Genomic DNA, 18,474 nt, shown 5'->3' with positions numbered 1-18,474 from the left:
CCGAGGCGGACGAGCAGGCAACAGCGGAGCCACACGCTCCCACAGGTCATCAGGCACGAGATCAGCAGACACCCAACAAATCCTGCCGACACAACGCCCAACTGCCAAGACCCGCAACAAACTTCATTCTGAAACGATCAGTTAGTCAGACGTTCGTGATCGGGACGCGTCGTGGTACCTGCGCAGCCGGGGGGCGCGTATGGCGGGCAGCCCGACCAGGGTGTCCTTGAAGGCGCGGTGGTGGGGCGTCAGCGGGTGCCAGGGGCGCGGTGGCAGGGAGTAGTCGTCGCGCAGGACGCCTTCGGGGAGGACCCCGGTCGCGGGCTTCGGTGAGGTCTCGCCCGGGTGGGCGAGGTACGCCCAGACCCCGCTGTCCAGCGGCACCACGGCCGCGTCGTCGCCGGGTGGGCGCCAGGGTGTGCCCGTGAAGGGGTGGCAGGGGACGAGGAGGACGTCGGGACGGGGCCAGGGGGTGCGGATTCCCGGGCCGGCCAGCCCCACGGTACGGGCATCGGGCCCGGCCGGCAGGTACTGGCCTACGGCGTGGCCGAGCAGTTCGGTGACGGGGCCGGCGGGAAGGTCCACGGGGCGGTCCTCAGTGGCTGCCACGAGGTGGGCCAGCGCGACCCCGACTGCCGCCTCCCAGCGACGGCTCCACGACCCGTCGGGTTCGACGGGTGGGACGCGGTGCTCGGCGCGCTCCAGCTCGTCCCAGTCGGGAGGCGGACTGGCAGGGAGCCCCGAGGGGCGGCGTACGACCGCGCCGGGCTCCAGCCATACCGTCTGCCACAGTCCGCAGTCGTCCATGCGAGTGGCCACGGCCCGCCCGCATCCCTCGCACGCCAGGTTGGGGCCGGCCCGGCCGTCCACCCCCCGGCAGTAGCCCTCGCACTTCTCGGGGATCAGGGCCATGGACCGGGAGTCGCCGGGGGCGATGACAATCCTGTTCCGCGCGCCGAACGAGACGGAGTACACCGGCGCGTACGCGTCCTGCCGGGCAGCCGCGTCTTCTCCGACCTCCTCCCACAACCGCCACGGCGGTCCAGTGGGTCGGGGGTCGACGGCGTACGTCGCGGGCTCCATCAGCGGAGGATGAAGTTCCTCCCATCCCCCGTGATGGGTATGGACCGGGAGGGCCACTCGGGACACCGGCGCCGTCAGCTCCGTGCCGCACCCGGCACACGCAAACACGTCCAAACAAGCTCCCCCTCGCCCCGATTCCCCGGGAATTGTGCCTCACCTATGGCGAAAGACCCACCGAGTTTTTTTGAAGTAGAGCCGGTGGGCCGCGCCTACGTCGCCACATCAAGCCGCCGCCGTCCGCATCACGTGTCGTGCACCGCAGCGGCCCAGAGCAGAGGCACTGACCACGACATCCGTAAGGGCGCCCACCGCTCGTTCTTCGAGAAGCCCAACAGAAGCGACGTGTCGGCTCACCGAGCGGCGGCCGTAGGCGCTGGCGGTGCAGGTGCGGCCTTCCTTGCCGTGCCGCCAGGGGTTCTCTTCCACCGGGGAGCCGTCGTTCTTGTAGACCAGGTGGGAGCCGTGCATGCCCTTGGTCAGTGCGTCGTGTTCCTGCTGCACGAACTGGTCGCCCAGGCCGTGGACTCCGTCGAAGACCGTGGTCAGGGCGGCGACCAGGGCGAGGCCCTCGATGGCGCGGATGCGATCGGTCATGCTGGGTGTGCTCCTCATCTCGGATTCGGGGTGCGGGGGTGTGAGGGGGCGGCCGGCCTCTTGCCGATGCTGCGGACGCCCTGTGGCGCCTTCGCCCTCGGCCGATCTCCGGCCGGGGGCGGTGGCGCTCAGCATGGAGGGTCGGCCCAGGCCGGGATGGGCAGGAGCCGGATGTGCAGCTCCCGCCGGTCGGACCAGCAGCCGCGTGCCTCCATCTCGGGGTCGGCGTAGAGCTTGAGATGGCTGGCCCTGAGCACGGCGGCGGCCATCGCCGCGGCAAGCGGGACGGCGGCGACAAGCAGCAGGGCGCCGCGCAGATGCTGGGCGGTCACCGCAGAGGGATGGCGCGGCAGGCGGCGGCGTGGCTGTAGGCGTCCGGCCGGATGCAGAACAGGTAGTCCTCCTCGGGCCGCTCGGAGGAGTCTCCGCAGCCGCGGCAGTCCCAACGGTTCTCCTTCAAGTGCTCGCCGGGGCCGGTGACATCCACGTAGCTGCCGCCGACCGCGATGAACCGGATCAGCAGGCTTCTTGGGGCGGTCCGGCTCGGTGAAGGCGGCGAGGGGGGCGGTGCTCATGGTCAGGTGCTCTCTCGGATCAGGCGGCCAGCAGGTGCTTGGCCGGGGGAGCGATGTAGGAAGCGGGGTCGGCGGGCGTGCCGTCGAAGCACCCCAAGCAGGACCCCAAGGTCTTGAGCGGTACTGGCGCAGAGCACTTGTTCCGTTGCTGTCGTATTCCTGGCCAAGAAGGTCCGTCAGACCCCTCGTACGTGCCCCTGGACCGTGCGAACTTGCTGGTCGAGAGAGAGGTCGGTGCGGGAAGCTGCATGCGTGATTGAGCGAGAGGCCGCCATTCAGGCTGTCAAGAACCAGTTGGAGCACGACTATCAGCAGTGGCGGGCTACGGGCGTGGACGCGATGCGGATGGCTGTGGTCGACGTCGAGGAGCACGAGCTGGTGTGGATCATTTCCTGGACCTCCGAGGAGTTCGTACGCACCCGGAACCCGGAGTTCATGCTGGCCGGTAACGGGCCCTACCTGGTCGACCGTGTCGACGGTGGACTGCACCAGGTCGGCGTCGTCTCCGCGGTAACCGGGAAGTGGGAGGCCGACTATCGAGCCCGGATACGTGGGCTGCCGGGGCGCACCGCAGTAGACGATCTACACGACGTGCTGTGCGAAGTCGCCGCTGCGCGCGGACGCGTGCACGCTGTACGGACACTGCGCCAGAGGCTGCCGATATTCTCGCCTGCGGAGGCCATCGAATATGTGAGCGCATTGCTGGACGGTGATGCGCCCGCGCGTCTCGTGGCCGTCGCCACCAAAGAGCTCGTGGAGCCTCTCAACCCGGCACATGCAGTGGAGACGATTCTGAGCGGGGCGGAGATCCGAGCTGGTCAGAGACCCGAGGGGTGACGGGAAAGCCAGTCGGCATGCCGATCGCGCACCCGGTCCCGTTCCTCGGACGTGGCGAGGAAAACGTCGGCGCCACCGTCGTAGGGGTGGTGGATGCGCTGCATCCGGATGTCAATGATGAGGACGCCCGCCACCTTGTCGTCGGCGATGTCTCGGAGCAACTCGTCGATGCAGCCACGCCGCCAGGGTCGGCGGGCGGCGAAGAGGTGGCAGTACGTGCGGAACGCAGGGTCAGGATCGTCCTCCACCAGCAGGCTCTGCCAATACCCGGTGACGGCCTGCGATGGTGGAACCTCTGCTTCGGTCGTCCAGAGCGGTGTGATCACATACACGTCCGCACCAGCGAACAGCTCATCGAGGACGGTGTTGTAACGCTCCAGGACGACGGTGTACTCGCTCTCGTCCTCCGCGTACCGCTTCGATTCCGGCAGGCTGTGAAAACGCACCCAAACATCCCTATACGGGCCCCGGAGCTTGTACCCAACCGGCGGGCAACTGGGCCAACGCCGCTGCCACAGCTCCGTCAGATCCGCCTGCCCGTCTCCAGACACCCGTCGCACTCGTCCTCTCGCGCATGAAACTACCGACGACCATGATGCCGGTGCTCACGAACGAGATACACCGACTTCTTAGCTGTCGCTTCGCCGGCTGCTTATGAAGCCGGTCCAGTCGCGTTTGACGAAGTTCGAACCGACCTGAGTGGGCGTTACTGACTTCGGCTCGTCAGGGTGACGTTGGGGTGTCGAGAGTCAGGCGGGTGCCGGCTATGAAGCCGTCGAGGGTGTCGGGCCGGTACTGACGAGCTGGTGGACACCGTCGATCAGCGCGATGAAGTCGCGCTCTCCCATGCTGCGGCGCTTGCCTTTGCCCGAGGGGTGGGCGCGCAGGCGATGGCACAGGCGGGTGCGGGAACCGGGCCGCATGGCGATCAGTCCGGCCACGGACAGCCGTCCCGAACGCCGTCCGCTCACCGTCACCTGCAAAGTCACTCCGCGCCGGGCCCAGGTGCGTCCTTTGGGCGGCCTGCGGGTGAAGCCTGCCTCGTCCTCGAAGCAGATGTAGCCCCCGCAGGCCGCCCGGGTTCTTTTACCTCGTCCCAGGTCGCCTCCTTCCAGACGGTGACGGCCTGCTCGTCGCGCTCGGCAACCCGTCGCGCGGGGACCTGTGGGCTGAAGCCGAGTCGGTGCATCAGCCTCGTCGCCCCGGAGACGCTGTAGGAGACGTGGAACTTCCTGCCGATCAGCGTGGCCACCCTCGCGGCGGTCCACACCTGGTCCTCCACCCAGCCATGCGCGGCCGGGCCCTGCTCGAGATACGCGGCCGGCTTGTCCAGACAGCGCGGGGACAGACGGCATCGGGATCCGCTCGGGCCACGGGAGGCCAGAGCCTGAACACCGCCCTCCCGCCACCGTTGGTGCCACTGATAGGCCGACTTCGGGCTCACCCTCAGACGCCGCGCCACCTCCAGCGGCTTGATCCTCTGCTCGAACAACTCGGCCGCCTGCATCCGCACCGACTCCCGGCGCCGCCGTCCCACAGCGGTCACCCCGCCCCCATCCGCATACCTCACACACCACGAGATACAGCCACCACACCGGGCCCATCAGGGACTTCGCCAAAGTTCACCCTGACGAGCCGAAGTCGTAGTGGGCGCGGACGCTTCGCTGAGCCCGCGTGATCACGTTCTGGGCATCGGCTCCATATACCGCAGATTCCCTCAGCGTGTCCCGGACACGCAGGTAGGCAGCCACGACATCGGCGTCATCCAACCAGAGTTCCGCGTGCCAGTCCTCGGCAATAACCAGCCGCTCGTCCAAGATCCAGAAGCCATTCGCTGCTGGGATTCGCAGCGAGGAACCGAGCGGGACAATGCCCAGTTCCACCGTGTCCATACCAATCACGCCCGCGAGCCGATCGAGCTGGGCAGTGAGGACCGGCGGCGGGCACACCAGCGCGTGAAGGGCCGCCTCCCACACCAGCGCATGAAACTTTTGGCCTGCCGCGTAAAGCCACTCTTGGCGACGCATGCGAGCCCGGACAGCGTCGTCGGTTGACGTCGGCTCACCTCCGCTCGCGTGGAGAGCACGAGGGCCGTCGGTTCGAATCCGATCGGGAGCGCGGCTCACCTCTGCTCGCGCGGAGAGCACGCAGGCATCTACAAGGGGGCTGCCGTCGATCGCGGCTCACCTCCGCTCGCGCGGAGAGCACCCCGGGAAGGGGTACGCCGATGTGGCAGGCCACGGCTCACCTCCGCTCGCGCGGAGAGCACCTCTCTGTGGGACGGAGCGCGGGGCGACCGGTCGGCTCACCTCCGCTCGCGCGGAGAGCACGCGAACGCCGCCGTCCAGACCGCGTACAGCGCCGGCTCACCTCCGCTCGCGCGGAGAGCACTCCGCCGCCCGGCGGGTCTGCTCCGCCCGTGCCGGCTCACCTCCGCTCGCGCGGAGAGCACTTGCCGCCTTCCTTCTTCTCGGTCTTGCGGGCCGGCTCACCTCCGCTCGCGCGGAGAGCACAGAACATCGCCCCCATCAAGGAGGCTGAGTTTCGGCTCACCTCCGCTCGCGCGGAGAGCACCGCCGCAGTGGCCGTTCTGGTAACCACGGTCACGGCTCACCTCCGCTCGCGCGGAGAGCACGCACTGCGAGATGGGCGGCGTGCGCCTATTCACGGCTCACCTCCGCTCGCGCGGAGAGCACGGCTCGCCGGTGGGCAGCTCCAGGCCGACAACCGGCTCACCTCCGCTCGCGCGGAGAGCACGGCGTTCCATACCTGCGGGGCGTGATCGAAGACGGCTCACCTCCGCTCGCGCGGAGAGCACTTGTCGAGGCCGGCCTGGATGCGGGCGAGGGTCGGCTCACCTCCGCTCGCGCGGAGAGCACAGTCGTACACCGCGACCGGTTGGCATGCTCAGCGGCTCACCTCCGCTCGCGCGGAGAGCACCCAAGGACCGGGCCCGCATGGAAGGCCGGTGGCGGCTCACCTCCGCTCGCGCGGAGAGCACCGGAGTACGCCCGGCCCGAAACGACGCCGAAGCGGCTCACCTCCGCTCGCGCGGAGAGCACGCCGCCCCGTCCGTCCGTCCGTCCGAACCGGCTCACCTCCGCTCGCGCGGAGAGCACCGGCCGGAGATTCAACAGCGCGGTACGGCGGACGGCTCACCTCCGCTCGCGCGGAGAGCACTTCGCCGCGGCGTACGAAACCGGCGTGCCCTTCGGCTCACCTCCGCTCGCGCGGAGAGCACCTTCCTTGACGCGGTCACCGCAGGCACACTGCCGGCTCACCTCCGCTCGCGCGGAGAGCACTTCAGTCCGATCACAAGTGCATCGAAGACCGGCGGCTCACCTCCGCTCGCGCGGAGAGCACAACACCACGGCTACCTCCCAGTTCCTCGATGGCGGCTCACCTCCGCTCGCGCGGAGAGCACGCGTGGCTGTCCGGCGACGTCGACTCCGAGGACGGCTCACCTCCGCTCGCGCGGAGAGCACTTCACCGAAGGACCCCCGCTCGCGCGGGGGTCCGGCTCACCTCCGCTCGCGCGGAGAGCACGGTCAGTCGTTGAGGTGGGCGCCGATGTCCCACGGCTCACCTCCGCTCGCGCGGAGAGCACCTGGTCCATCCGCAGTCGACGCCGTCACGAACCGGCTCACCTCCGCTCGCGCGGAGAGCACGGAGCCGTCTACCGGTGCACGCCAGTTGATGACGGCTCACCTCCGCTCGCGCGGAGAGCACACCGCCTGGTACCAGGACCAGACAGCGGACGACGGCTCACCTCCGCTCGCGCGGAGAGCACCCGGCCGTCGCAGGCGAAGAGCCCGTCCACGCCGGCTCACCTCCGCTCGCGCGGAGAGCACACCAGGGGCAAGGAACAAGCCACACGCAGCTACGGCTCACCTCCGCTCGCGCGGAGAGCACCCGGGCCCACCCCGCGTAGTACATCGCGATCACGGCTCACCTCCGCTCGCGCGGAGAGCACGTTCGAGGGGCCGTGTCGGGGCGGCCGTACATCGGCTCACCTCCGCTCGCGCGGAGAGCACTACGGGGCGCCACCCCGTTCCGACAAAGAGAACGGCTCACCTCCGCTCGCGCGGAGAGCACTGAACACGTCCGGGTATTCCACAGCGCGGTCGCGGCTCACCTCCGCTCGCGCGGAGAGCACGGACCAGGCGGCCCGGGTCAAGGCGGTCGTGGCGGCTCACCTCCGCTCGCGCGGAGAGCACACGGTGAATGCCCCACCGCGGCCCGCCAGGGACGGCTCACCTCCGCTCGCGCGGAGAGCACGGATCCAGGTGGGGGCAGGCCGGGCGCTGACGCGGCTCACCTCCGCTCGCGCGGAGAGCACGCCGACACCTCACCGCGCCCGTACGACCGCGGCGGCTCACCTCCGCTCGCGCGGAGAGCACCTCGGCAAGGTCGTCGAGCACGTGATGCCGATCGGCTCACCTCCGCTCGCGCGGAGAGCACCCTGAAGGCCGCCCGCAAGGCCCAGCGAGAGGCGGCTCACCTCCGCTCGCGCGGAGAGCACCGGATCATCTGGGACGACGCCAACGTGCGCATCGGCTCACCTCCGCTCGCGCGGAGAGCACCCGTCCGTCGCGCCCCGGCGCCGGCCCTCAGACGGCTCACCTCCGCTCGCGCGGAGAGCACGCCGTCTTCTTCGCGGCGGCGGCAGCGGCCCGCGGCTCACCTCCGCTCGCGCGGAGAGCACTTGTCCGGGTTGCACATGCACGGCCGGTCGGACGGCTCACCTCCGCTCGCGCGGAGAGCACCCCGCCGCCTCCGTCTGCACGAACCCGTCCGACGGCTCACCTCCGCTCGCGCGGAGAGCACCCCATCTTGACCTTGCAGTCGGGGCCGGGTGCCGGCTCACCTCCGCTCGCGCGGAGAGCACTCCGCGAGGTCGCGGTACACCTGCCGGATGTACGGCTCACCTCCGCTCGCGCGGAGAGCACATCAGCAACCCTGGCACGCTGCGCCACCCGAACGGCTCACCTCCGCTCGCGCGGAGAGCACCAGTCGTGGCAGACCGCCCTCTCCAACGCGAACGGCTCACCTCCGCTCGCGCGGAGAGCACCGTGCGGCGCAGCCGCTCCCCAATGTCTGTCACGGCTCACCTCCGCTCGCGCGGAGAGCACGAGCCCTCAGTAAGTCCCCAGTTCGTCGGGTACGGCTCACCTCCGCTCGCGCGGAGAGCACGTCGTCGCCCTGCTGCGCGCCGGGGAGGTCGGCGGCTCACCTCCGCTCGCGCGGAGAGCACGATCGCGATGGCCACCAAGCCGATCGCGGTAACGGCTCACCTCCGCTCGCGCGGAGAGCACAGACTCCGCCGTAACCTCCACCTGCGGCCGGGCGGCTCACCTCCGCTCGCGCGGAGAGCACCAGCCCGACACCGGCAGCCCGGAGTCGGTGAACGGCTCACCTCCGCTCGCGCGGAGAGCACCCAAGCAAGGAGAGTGCCCATGTATCGGGCTTCGGCTCACCTCCGCTCGCGCGGAGAGCACTCGGTGTACGGGGTCGACAGGTACTCGGCCACCGGCTCACCTCCGCTCGCGCGGAGAGCACCCTTTCTGACCTGGCAGGTTAGAAAGGGTTTGCCATTTCTTGACTTCGCTGGAAGGCGATCAGGGTGAGGCCGTCGAAGTCGAGAGGTTCGCGGCGGCGGGTGCCTGCCGTTCGTAGTTGGAAGCCCTGCTCGTTGTCGGCCGGGTGAGCAAGGACAGCCATGCCGTCGTCGGTGCAGGCGGCGACGGCTGACCAGAGTTCGTCGCGGACCTTGGCCGAGACGGTGCCGACATACAGCTCGGGTGTGACTTCGAGGAGCCAGCGGGTGAGAGCGCCGCGTAGGTGGTCGGGGACGGCGGTGGCCGAGATGACGATCATTGAGGACATGTGCCGTGCCCTTCCAGTGGGCGGGTCACAGTGGTTTCCCGTGGTTGACGCCGGCGGGTACGGAGCCGGTGATCGGATCCCACAGGTCGACCAGTTGTTCTTCGGGGTCGGGGCATTCGTAGGTGTGGTTCGGGTCGAGGAGTTGCTGGATGTCGGTGACGATGCGGGGGAGCAGCTGGAAGAGGCGGAGTTCGTGTCGGAATGAGCGGCGTGCTTTGCCTTCGGGGTCGGGTGATGCGTGGAGGGAGAAGGCGAGGGGGATGGTGAGTTCGGCTTTGTAGAGGTCCGCGATGTCGTACACGAAGGCTTGCTGGTTGCCGCTGTGGACGAAGCCGAGGGCTGGTGAGCAGCCGAGCGCGGTTATTGCGGCGTGCACGATGCCGTAGAGGCAGGTGTTGGCCGAGGAGAGAGCGAGGTTGACGGGGTCCTGGCTGTCCCAGGATGTGGGGTCGTAGGAGCGGCGGAAGCGACCGATCTTGTATTGGCGGGCGAGGAGTTGGTAGTGGGCTTTGACGCGTTGGCCTTCCATGCCGCGGAGCTTGTCGAGGTTGGTTCCGCCGGTTGCGGTGCCGTCTCCGAAGCGGAGTTCGTACATGGCCTGTGCGATGGCCAGGCGGTGGGAGTCGTTGGCCCAGGCGTGGGTCTGGTGTTCGAGCCAGAGGGTGGTGAGGGATTCGGGGACAGCCGCGGAGTAGCAGCGGACACCTCCGGACCCGGTGGTGACGACGGTGGTGCCGTTTCTGGCGAAGGTTGCGAGGGCGCGTGCGGTGATGGAGGTGCCGGGGCCCAGGAGGACGCAGCCAAGCGCTGCGGTTGGGAGATATACGGTCTCTGTTCCACGTTGCTCGCTGGTGACCTCTGCGCAGACTCCGGTGTCGTCCTGGTGGATGCGGACGATGTCGAGGTAGAGGAAGGAGAGGCAGTCGGCGATGCGGGGGAGCATGGCGACGGTGGGTGCGGCGAGTTTGCGCCGGGCGTTGCTGGTGGTGAGGGGGGTGGTTGCGGGGCGTGGGGTCACTGGGGCTGCCTCGCGGGGGCGATGCTGAGGAGGCCGCATCCGTAGGCCTTGCCGCGTCCGATCCCGTTGAGAATCTTTGTCCGGAGCAGGTCAGTGTCGATGATGGCCGCGGTGCCGTCGAACTGGGTGCGGGAGTGGCGGATGCGCTGGGGCGGGGCGCCGTCAGGGTGGCGTTCTCCTTGTATGGCGTCCAGGGGGTGGGAGTGGTGGGTGAGGGGTTTGAGGCCGCTGAGGTCGGCTTGGCGGAGCCACCATTCGTCGGCTGCTGTGCCGGTGAGCGGGACGACGGGCGGGAGGTTGTAGAGGGCGCGGGTGGTGGCGCCGGGTTTGCGGACGGGGCTGGCGACGCAGCGGTAGCGGATGGTGAGGCCGGGGCGGATGGCGTCGATGAGGGCGTCGAGGGGGCGGGTGAGGGCGGTTCCGTAGCCGTCGGGGAGGTGGCTGGTGTCGGGTTCGTGGGTGGACTGGATGAGCAGGTGCGGCCCAGTGGGGGTGTCTTCGGTGCGGAAGAGGATTCCGAAGTGTGCGCGGGGGTCTGGGGCGGCGTCGGACGGGAAGAGGCTCATGATGCGGCGGTGCATGCCGATGGGGCCGCTGAGGTCTCGTCGGGCGTCCCGGGAGCGGGTGTCGGGGACGATGCGGGTGAGCCAGAGGGTCATCGTCGGCTCCCTTCGGTGGTGTTCAGCCGGGTGTCGAGGTAGTGGCCCAGTGCGGTGATCTGCTCTCTTCCGAGTCCGGCGAACTGGGAAGGTGGGAGGAGCAGGGTGCGGCGGTACAGCGGCCGGGCGCGGTAGGCGCGTTGGCGGGGGTGGTAGCTGACGGGTTGGTCGTTGAGTTCGCTGGAGGGGTGGGATCCGTCCTCGGCTGTGCCGCTGATCATGTGGGGCGGGGCGGGAAGGTGGTTCAGTGGGCGGTCGGCCAGGAATTCCACTGGTCTGCCTCCTGGCCCTGGTCCGGTGGTCGGGCGGGCGGCGAGGGGCAGGTGGATGAGGTGGTGCAGTGCGTCGTCGCTCTGCCCGAGCAGAACGGGGCCTTCGGGCGGGCAGGAGCGTCGCCCGAGGTGCAGGGGCCAGTGGGGGCTGCGCAGGGCGTCGGCGCAGCGGTCGAGGAGTGCGTGGTCCTCGGTGGTGGGGTGGGGGGTGGTGAGGGCGAGGGTGAAGGCGGCGTCGGCGAGGTAGTAGCGGTGGGTGAGAAGGGTGCCGGTGTCGCCGGTGCGTTTTTTGCCTTTGGCTGTGGTCACGGTGGCTTTGGCGGGGAGTCCGCCGCCGACGGTGTGCAGGTCGCGCAGTATCACGCCGGGCCGGTCGGTGCGCACGGTCATGTGCAGTGCTGTGAGGTCGTTGATCGGCTGGTCGCGGCGGCGCCCGAGGGCCGAGGCGAGGAGGCCGATGACGCCGGAGCGGGTGGGGAAGGTGGCGGTGTCGCGTTCGTTGAAGTGGCTGTGCAGGCCCCAGGACTGGAGGGGGCCGGTCAGGCGCAGGAGGAGTCCCGGTTCGGGGGCGGGGAGGGGGGCGCTCATGCGGCGTCTCCGACGGGGTGTGCGGTCAGAGCGTGGTTGAGGGCGGTGTCGATGAGGGTGTCGAAGCTGGTGTGGCGGGTGCCGAGCCCGTTGAGGTCCTTGGTGTCGATCCCCGCCCAGCCGGAGTGGAGGATGTTGCATGTGCCGAGGAGGCGGTTGGCGGTCTCGGCATACTCGGAGAGAGCGGTGCGGGAGGCGTCTGCGAAGCCGCCCTGCCCGGATGCGGTGACTGGGCTTTCGAAGGCTGCGGCGTAGGAGAGGGGCCGGTCGGAGCGTACGGAGATGTGGGCGAGGTCGGGGATGGTGTGGGGGGCTGTGGAATTCTTCTTCGCCTGGGGCAGGGACAGGATGAATGCGCTGAGGAAGGCGGCAGCGAGTTCGCGGAGCTCGGCGGGGTTCTCGCCGATGTTGGCGGCGAGGTCGCGAAGGTCGATGGTGGCGTACCGGTAGAAGGTGCCGGCGCTGAATTCTGTGTGGCCCATGTGCCCGCTGCCGGACTGGTCGCCCCAGTTGGCGGTGACGTCGTCCACGGCGGAGAAGTAGTCGAGTTCGACGTCGGTCTCGTGGGTGGTGAGGGCGTGGGCGACCTGGACGGCGCCGTCAACACCGGCATTGTCGACCTCGGCGAGCATGCGGCCGAAGAGGTTGATGACGCCGTTGCGGGAGCGGAGGACCGCCTCGACCCGGTCGGCGGGCAGGATGCTCTTGTCCGCAGGCTTCTTGATGTCCTTCGCCGCTTGCAGTGCCTCGCGGTGTTCCTCGGCCAGATCGGCGAGTTCGGCGACGGCGCTCTCGGGGACGTAGACCATCGCGTTGGTGAGGACCTTGTTGGGGACGCTCTGCTTGGGGTCTGCCGGGTTCTTCGCGAATTCGAACTTGATGCTGCTGGCCGCAGCCGTATGCGCCCCCGCCTTCTCGGCGAGTTCCAGCGGCCACTCCCGGTCTTCGGCGAGCAGGCGGGTGACACGTTCGCCGATGCGGCGGGTACGCAGAGCCGCCTGGCCGATGCGGTCCTCGAACACGCCGCGGACGGCCCGCTTCCAGGACTGGCTGCTGACCCGGGTGCGCAGCACATTGCCGTACTGGACCGTTTTGACGGAATTCGTGTCGTCTCGGTTCAGGTTGGCGAACGGGACGCTCTGGATGATGTGGATGTCGATGAATCGGGCGGCCATGGGCATGCTGGTGTGACTCCTTCGTATGGATGGGCGTGATGGGTGTGCTGTGTGGTTCACGGGGCCGGTGAGAGCGCGGTCAGGGGGAAGCGGGGGCCGGAGGCGGATCCGCTGAGAGTTCCTTCTCGTCGGCGTCGTCGGCCTGTTGCGCGGCGGTCATGTCCCGTAGCCGGTAGAAGTCCTGGAGCCAGGTGCGCGAGATCCGCCCGGAGCGGTGACGCCAGTGGCTGATGTCGTCGAGCAGCTGGGCCCAGTCGACTTCCACGCCCAGCGAGCGCAGGTATCCGACGGAGGCCGGAAGGTGCCGGTGCAGGCCGTTGACGCTCTGACGGGTGAGGAGGTTGAGGCGGCTTTCTGCGGTCCCTGCCCGCATTTCCTTCTCCCTGCCCGGCCCCTCGGTGACGGCGGTGGCAAATGCGGTGCCGAGACTGGTGCGCCGCCACCGTGTGCTGGGGGAGGGCTCCCGCTTGTCGGGCTGTCCCGGATCAGCGGCCGTGTGGTCTGGTGCTGCCAATGCGCTGCGGGGCTGGGCGGCGATCATTGCGGCGACGGTGTAGTAAGCCCGCTCCACGTCCGCGGGGCAGGAATCGGGCAGCCACGGGGCGACCAGGCGGTGCATGCGCCGCACCTGGTCGAGATCCTTCCGCAGTCCACTGCGCAACGCGCTGCGGGCGCCGGCGTCCTCGCGGCAGACCTGCTCGACCCAGTTGGTGTACGCGCGCGAGCGGCCGGCTCTCGGCATGCCGCTCTGCAGGGGGATTTTCCCGGCTGTCGTGCCCGGTGGGCTGGTGGCGGGCTGATGGGCTGGTGGGGGAGTGGTCGTCATGCGGTGGGCTCCTTGGTCTTCGTGCGGGCGCCAGGCACTGTCGGCCGGTTCTTCGGTGTTCCGCCGTAGAGCTCGATGCGGGCCTGTGAGACGGCCTTCGCCCCGCGCAGTGTGCGGGTGACAGGTGAGGTCACCGTGTCGTACGCCCCCTCGGCCAGACGCAGAAACGCCCGGCGGGTGGCTGCCGGATCAAAGCCGCCGTCGGCGACGTTCCCGGTGCGGTCCAGGAGGCGGAACCGTGCCCAGAACTCGGCCTCGGCGCGCGGCCAGTACCGGGCGCCGGCCTCTGCGGCCCAGGCCGCGCCATCAGCTTTGACGTCCCTGACGTAGGCGGCCCAGGCGCGTTTGACCGCCCGGTCCAGGCGGCGTCCGTACAGTTCCCCGAACTGACGCAGGCGACCAACCGCAGGAACGGTGCGGGCGTCGTTGCGCTCGGCGAATCCGAGGATGGCCGGGGTACTGGCGTCGATGAACTGTGTGTCCTTGGCCTGTCCCTCCTGGTCGAAGCCGAGCGCCCGCACCCGCAGGTCCTCGGACACCTCGACCGCGCTGCGGAAGACGCGAGGCTGCTGCGGGTGTGCGCTGCCGGCGGGCGGATGCTGCAGCAGCAGGGCGTCCAGGTCACGCCACAGCGCCCGGTCTGCGTCGGCGGGACGCGGGTAGCGGTTGCCCTGCTGGCTGACCTGCCAGATCAGGTAGTCGTCCTCCCGCGGCATCCGTTCCCCCCGGTAGGCCCAGGTGATGAACGCGTCTTGCACATGGGTGCTGTCCTGGTCCGGAACCAGGAGCAGCGCGTGCTGGGAGCGGCAGGTATGCCGGGAGCGCGGCCCGTGGGACTCCCTCGGTGGACTGTCTGGATCGGGCAATTCGTCCTGTTCCCACGGGCACAGGTCCTCGTCCCCGCGCACGCTGGTCTCTGGCGGCACCAGACCGGCGAGCAGCGTCTTGAAGAGGGACGTGCCTTCGGGGTGGTAGGACAAAGCGGTCCGCAGTGGGCCGGCGGTGGCTCTTGCGCTCTTCACTCCGTTCACTTCGCGGGACGAACAGCGACCGGATGGGCCGTAGTAGTGCCACACCAGGAGACTGAGGAAGGCTTCGGACGCGGTGGGCGCCTCGGCTGCGGTGTCCGAGTCGTGCCGGAACCAGGAGTGGTTGTTGCCCGAAGGGCGGGTGACGATGAGTTTGTTGACACCGGCGGTGTTCGTGGCGTCGCACTGGTCTAGCAGCCGGGGATCCTGCATCCACGGGCGACCGCCAGGAGCGAACAGGAAGAACCGGTCCTCGAACATCCTGAAGTACGCGTCGACCTCCCCGGGCGGGAGCCAGCCGGCGTCGAGGACATCCAGCCGGCGTTCGTCCCAGTCGCCTGCGCGGCCCTGCTCGGTCAGGCCGGCCACCCCGGCAGTGAGCGCGTAAAGGATCCGGAGCAGGGCCGCGTGCGCGGGCGCGTCGGCGACGGCGAGGCCCTCGATGTCGTGGCTGCGCAGCAGGAGTTCGCGCAGGCCCACCCGGTCCGGTAACCCGCCTGCGGCAGCGGGAACGCTGCCGGGTTTCCATCGCACGGGGACACACGGCTGGTCGATCAGGTTGTACGTGCCGGTTGGCATGGCTGTGTCCTGTCGTCATTCAGAAGATGCTGGGCCGGGCCGGGCGCCGATAGTCCCGCCGCGCGCTGTCGGTGTCCTTGCCTTTACACACCGGGAGGAGTTGCGGGGCAGGGCGGCAACGGGCGGTGACAACTCGACTACGGGAGACCGCACTTGGAACGTAGAGGAAATGTGTGAGCGAAGTGGTGAGAACATGAATAATTCATTCGGCTTCGAGGCCGACCTCGGACATGGAGATCGTGTAGCGCCCGTGCCGACACCGCCAGGTGCCGTCCCCCATGGGGCTCATGGCCAACAGAACGAGGTCGCGGAGTGAGGGGTGCGTTCCCCACCTCTGCGGAACGGCACCGGCAAGTTCGCCGCCGCGCAGCCATCGCCCTGGCACCGGTGCCACCCGCCGCGCAACGTCGGCCAGCTCCGCCGCTTTGAGCCCGTGCCTGCCCCCGGCCGGGACCGGAGCCTTGCCCTCGGGGTCGAGCGTCACCACCCCGTCCGCCTGCTCGTACAAGCAGAGCACCCGCCCGGTGTCAGCACCGAGACGCGTCGTCAGCAACTCCTCGGTCACCCCCACTTCCCGCCGGGAGAGCTTGCTGAGATCGCCCTGCACATCCGCCGGCGCACAGATACCGGTCCACGCCGCGAGATGCCGCTCGGCCGCCTCCACTGCTGCTCGCTCCTCATCCAGCCGGGCCAGCTCCTCACGGGCCGCGCCCTCCAGCCGGTCGACGAAGTCCTCCTCGTACACCTCGTCCACCAACTGCTGCACACCAGCGGGAATCGTGATGCCCTCGCCGGCGCACTTCGACAGAATCTGGGAAGTGCGCCTGAGCAGCCCTGCGTCGTAGACCTTTCCCCACGAACGCGGGACGGAGCCGCCGGGCACGGCCAGCGGATCGAGTACGACCAGCTCCGGTTCGTCCTCCGCTGCTGCCCACCGCGGACGGCCGAGAGGGCCGCGTTCATGCCGCCGCCCGCGTCCGGCACGCTGCAACAGCTGCGCCAGCGGGGCAAGGTCGCTCACCACCAAGTCGAAATCGAAGTCCAGGGACTGCTCTACCACCTGCGTCGCCACCAGCACCGACGCCGGGCGTGCCGTAACCGCTTCCCCGGAGGGGCGGGGCTTGCCGTACATGGTTTCGCAGCGGGTCGTGATGGAAGCCCGCACATCTGCAGGAAACCGGGAGTGCAGCAACCGCAACCCATCCGGACGGGCCACGAGACTAGGGAATGCCGCCCGCACATCCCGGTACGTCTGCTGGGCCTCTGCCACAGTCGTGCAGCACACCAGGGCCGTTCCGCCTTCCGCGACGACGGGAGCCAGCACCTCCCGCAGCGCCGCACGCCGTCCGCCCTCCCGAACCGACGCACCGGCCGGCTCCGCGGTGTCCCACACCACCGGCCGCCGTAACACCTTCAGCGTCCGGGCACGGTTGCTCGCGGTACTCCGCGCAGCCGACACCTCACCAGAGATCCCGCTCGCGAACAACCAGCCCGGATACCGCGGAACCACACGGGACGGCTCGGAGAACCCGGCACCACGCCGATACGCGTCGACCAGCGAGCCGGCCGAACGGCCCGTCAGCGTGGCCGACAACAGCACGACCGGAGCGCCCATCGTGCCCAGCCACTCCAGAAGCCGCACGAGGAGCTGATGCATCCACGGACCGTAGGCATGCGCCTCATCGACCACGAACACTTTGTCCGATAGCCCGAACAGCCGCAGCGCGTTGTACCGCAGAGGCAGCACAGCACTCAGGGCCTGGTCGATCGTGCCCACACCCAAAGGGGCGAGCAGCCCACGCTTCGGGCCCCGCAGCCACCCGTCCGCCTCGACGACCGTTCCCCTCCCGGCACTCATCAGGCCTTCGCCGACCGGGGCTTCGAAAGCGGCTGCCTTACCCCCAGCGTCTGCGGAACTCAGCCACGCCATCGAGTGCAACAGCATCAACGCGCGCTCACCGGACAGAGACCGAGAGGCGAACGCCTCTACCCGCGGCAGCATCGCGTCCGCCGTACCCATAGTCGGCAATGCGAAGTACAACCCCCGCGCCCCCGCCGCCCGCCCCAGCAACGAAGACGCGAACAACGCTGCCTCTGTCTTCCCGTCACCGGTCGGAGCGGTCACCAGCACCAGCCCAGCCCCGTGCTCACCGACCAACCCGGGAAGATGCTCCGCCAGATCCCGCTGCAGGCTGTTTGGCGCGAAGGGGAACATCGCACCGAACTCCTCGGCCGAGAACCGGGCCCGGCCCAGCCGCCCAGCCTGCACCAGCCCCGGCGCGGCCTTCACCGCTGCCTGCCAGTGAGCATCGACCTCCTCTGCCGTGCCCGACCAGCCAGGATCAGGGATACGCGGCTCGATCGCGGACGTCTGGCTCGCCAGCCAGTCAGCCACCACGACCAAACCGGCCACCACCACGGCCAGTCCGGCGGGTAACCCGTACAGAGGAACTACGAACGCCCCCATGGCACGCCGAAGCTCCTCAAAGTGCGCTCGCCTCTGGCCGACCCAGCCTTGCGCACCCAGACCAGGGTTGTAGCTGCTGGCCTGCGCCGCCTCCTTCGCCTTCAACACCGCCCCGAAAAGGCCGTGATGCCCACCTAACAACTGTGCGACCTGATGACCTACAGACTTACGGGGCAGGCGCCTGTCGCCGGGATACTCTGCCGCCGAGAACAGCTCGGAAAGGGCCCAGTGAGATGCGATCTCGTGGCGGAAGCTCTTCTCGGTCTCGGCGCCCGGCGCACTGACGTAGGCGGGGTCGTTGCGAACCGGACTGTAACAGGCGGGAACTTGGGCCTGGAACGGGGGCGTGATCTTACCGATGTCATGCAATCCGGCCCAGAACGAGACCAGTGCGCGCGACTCCACTACGTTCAGACCGAGCGCATCCGCTATGGCAGCCCGGGTCTTGTCGCTCAGAACGACGTCCCAAAGCTCCTGAAACACTGCGCCGGTGTCCAGGAGGTGACACATCACCGGATACGGCCGCGATAGCCCGTGCTCCTTCCCCCACATACGAGTATCCAGAAAGCAGTTCTCTGTGGAGCCAACCCCCTCGCGCTTCACCATGTGCTCAGAGATAGCACCCCGCACTGACAACAGCCCCAAATAGCCCGATGTGCTTGCGATATGAGGACCGGGCCTTACACTCGCTGCGCGACTACGTCGAATCGAGATACATGCACCACGAGACTTGGCAAAGAAGCTGCAAAGGGGCTGAGTAAGTGCAGGTCGCGAAGGGTGCTCTCCGCGCGATCGCCGCGTGCTCGACCTGGGCGACGGGGAGTCCTGCGCCCTCGGCGTGCTCTCCGCGCGATCGCCGCGTGCTCGCGCTCGTAGTGCGGCAGCTC

Annotated in this window: 16 protein-coding genes, 1 pseudogene and 2 CRISPR repeat arrays (1 of these 19 cut by a window edge); of the genes and pseudogenes, 1 reads left to right on the top strand and 16 read right to left on the bottom strand. The window is 69.0% G+C overall.

Annotation, left to right across the window (positions count from 1 at the left end):
- Positions 1-141: 141 nt before the first annotated feature.
- From ACFYY7_RS41925 to ACFYY7_RS41910, 4 genes are all read right to left on the bottom strand, one after another.
- Positions 142-1,083 (bottom strand): hypothetical protein, encoded by a 942-nt coding sequence (locus ACFYY7_RS41925; protein ID WP_388670622.1) that lies wholly within the window; start codon positions 1,081-1,083, stop codon positions 142-144.
- Positions 1,084-1,305: 222 nt separating this feature from the next.
- A complete protein-coding gene (locus ACFYY7_RS41920) occupies positions 1,306-1,677 on the bottom strand; it encodes a hypothetical protein (RefSeq protein ID WP_388670619.1) in 372 nt (123 codons plus the stop codon).
- A 128-nt stretch (positions 1,678-1,805) separates the two neighbouring features.
- Entirely contained in the window at positions 1,806-2,009 is a 204-nt protein-coding gene (locus tag ACFYY7_RS41915) for a hypothetical protein (protein ID WP_388670616.1), read from the bottom strand.
- On the bottom strand, positions 2,006-2,164 hold the full coding sequence (locus ACFYY7_RS41910; protein ID WP_388670613.1) for a hypothetical protein: 159 nt from the start codon (positions 2,162-2,164) through the stop codon (positions 2,006-2,008). The genes ACFYY7_RS41915 and ACFYY7_RS41910 overlap by 4 nt, the downstream gene beginning before the upstream one ends.
- 340 nt (positions 2,165-2,504) lie before the next feature.
- Between ACFYY7_RS41910 and ACFYY7_RS41905 the strand changes: the two genes are divergently transcribed.
- On the top strand, positions 2,505-3,089 hold the full coding sequence (locus ACFYY7_RS41905; protein ID WP_388670610.1) for a YrhB domain-containing protein: 585 nt from the start codon (positions 2,505-2,507) through the stop codon (positions 3,087-3,089).
- Here ACFYY7_RS41905 and ACFYY7_RS41900 read toward each other — a convergent pair.
- The 12 genes and pseudogenes from ACFYY7_RS41900 to cas3 all read right to left on the bottom strand — a co-directional run bounded on the left by ACFYY7_RS41900 (position 3,071) and on the right by cas3 (position 18,193).
- Positions 3,071-3,535: a hypothetical protein gene (locus ACFYY7_RS41900; protein WP_388670607.1), complete on the bottom strand. Its 465-nt coding sequence runs from the start codon at positions 3,533-3,535 to the stop codon at positions 3,071-3,073. The two genes, ACFYY7_RS41905 and ACFYY7_RS41900, sit on opposite strands and share 19 nt — an antisense overlap.
- A 351-nt stretch (positions 3,536-3,886) precedes the next feature.
- Positions 3,887-4,189 (bottom strand): annotated as a pseudogene (locus tag ACFYY7_RS41895) (transposase); the annotation flags it as partial.
- Positions 4,075-4,635, bottom strand: a complete 561-nt coding sequence (locus ACFYY7_RS41890; RefSeq protein WP_388670604.1) for a winged helix-turn-helix domain-containing protein — start codon at positions 4,633-4,635, stop codon at positions 4,075-4,077. The pseudogene ACFYY7_RS41895 and the gene ACFYY7_RS41890, both read right to left, overlap by 115 nt.
- Before the next feature lie 76 nt (positions 4,636-4,711).
- A complete protein-coding gene (locus ACFYY7_RS41885) occupies positions 4,712-5,116 on the bottom strand; it encodes a Scr1 family TA system antitoxin-like transcriptional regulator (protein ID WP_388670601.1) in 405 nt (134 codons plus the stop codon).
- Positions 5,117-5,146: 30 nt separating this feature from the next.
- Positions 5,147-8,650: direct repeats of the CRISPR family, unit length 29 nt; unit sequence CGGCTCACCTCCGCTCGCGCGGAGAGCAC.
- Positions 8,651-8,666: 16 nt separating this feature from the next.
- Positions 8,667-8,975 carry a type I-E CRISPR-associated endoribonuclease Cas2e gene (gene cas2e, locus ACFYY7_RS41880; protein WP_376308993.1) on the bottom strand — a complete coding sequence of 103 codons (309 nt, stop codon included), beginning with the start codon at positions 8,973-8,975 and terminating at the stop codon, positions 8,667-8,669.
- Between the two features lie 25 nt (positions 8,976-9,000).
- A complete protein-coding gene (cas1e, locus tag ACFYY7_RS41875) occupies positions 9,001-9,918 on the bottom strand; it encodes a type I-E CRISPR-associated endonuclease Cas1e (protein ID WP_388670631.1) in 918 nt (305 codons plus the stop codon).
- Positions 9,919-9,989: 71 nt separating this feature from the next.
- Entirely contained in the window at positions 9,990-10,652 is a 663-nt protein-coding gene (gene cas6e, locus ACFYY7_RS41870) for a type I-E CRISPR-associated protein Cas6/Cse3/CasE (RefSeq protein ID WP_388670596.1), read from the bottom strand.
- A complete protein-coding gene (gene cas5e, locus ACFYY7_RS41865; protein WP_388670593.1) occupies positions 10,649-11,512 on the bottom strand; it encodes a type I-E CRISPR-associated protein Cas5/CasD in 864 nt (287 codons plus the stop codon). The genes cas6e and cas5e overlap by 4 nt, the downstream gene beginning before the upstream one ends.
- Complete coding sequence (gene cas7e / locus ACFYY7_RS41860; RefSeq protein ID WP_388670590.1) at positions 11,509-12,693, bottom strand: type I-E CRISPR-associated protein Cas7/Cse4/CasC; 1,185 nt, start codon at positions 12,691-12,693, stop codon at positions 11,509-11,511. The genes cas5e and cas7e overlap by 4 nt, the downstream gene beginning before the upstream one ends.
- 73 nt (positions 12,694-12,766) lie before the next feature.
- Positions 12,767-13,513, bottom strand: a complete 747-nt coding sequence (gene casB, locus ACFYY7_RS41855; protein ID WP_388670587.1) for a type I-E CRISPR-associated protein Cse2/CasB — start codon at positions 13,511-13,513, stop codon at positions 12,767-12,769.
- Entirely contained in the window at positions 13,510-15,120 is a 1,611-nt protein-coding gene (gene casA / locus ACFYY7_RS41850) for a type I-E CRISPR-associated protein Cse1/CasA (protein ID WP_388670584.1), read from the bottom strand. Before casA ends, casB begins: the two co-directional genes overlap by 4 nt.
- A gap of 202 nt (positions 15,121-15,322) precedes the next feature.
- Positions 15,323-18,193 (bottom strand): CRISPR-associated helicase Cas3', encoded by a 2,871-nt coding sequence (gene cas3 / locus ACFYY7_RS41845; RefSeq protein WP_388670581.1) that lies wholly within the window; start codon positions 18,191-18,193, stop codon positions 15,323-15,325.
- A 171-nt stretch (positions 18,194-18,364) separates the two neighbouring features.
- Positions 18,365-18,474: a CRISPR direct-repeat array (repeat unit 29 nt); it runs 3,174 nt beyond the window's last position.

It is taken from the genome of Streptomyces sp. NPDC001933, assembly GCF_042890955.1.
In the GTDB taxonomy this organism is placed as follows: domain Bacteria; phylum Actinomycetota; class Actinomycetes; order Streptomycetales; family Streptomycetaceae; genus Streptomyces.
The sequence above is the reverse complement of the archived record's forward strand: the minus strand, read 5'-3'. Positions and strand labels throughout refer to the sequence as shown.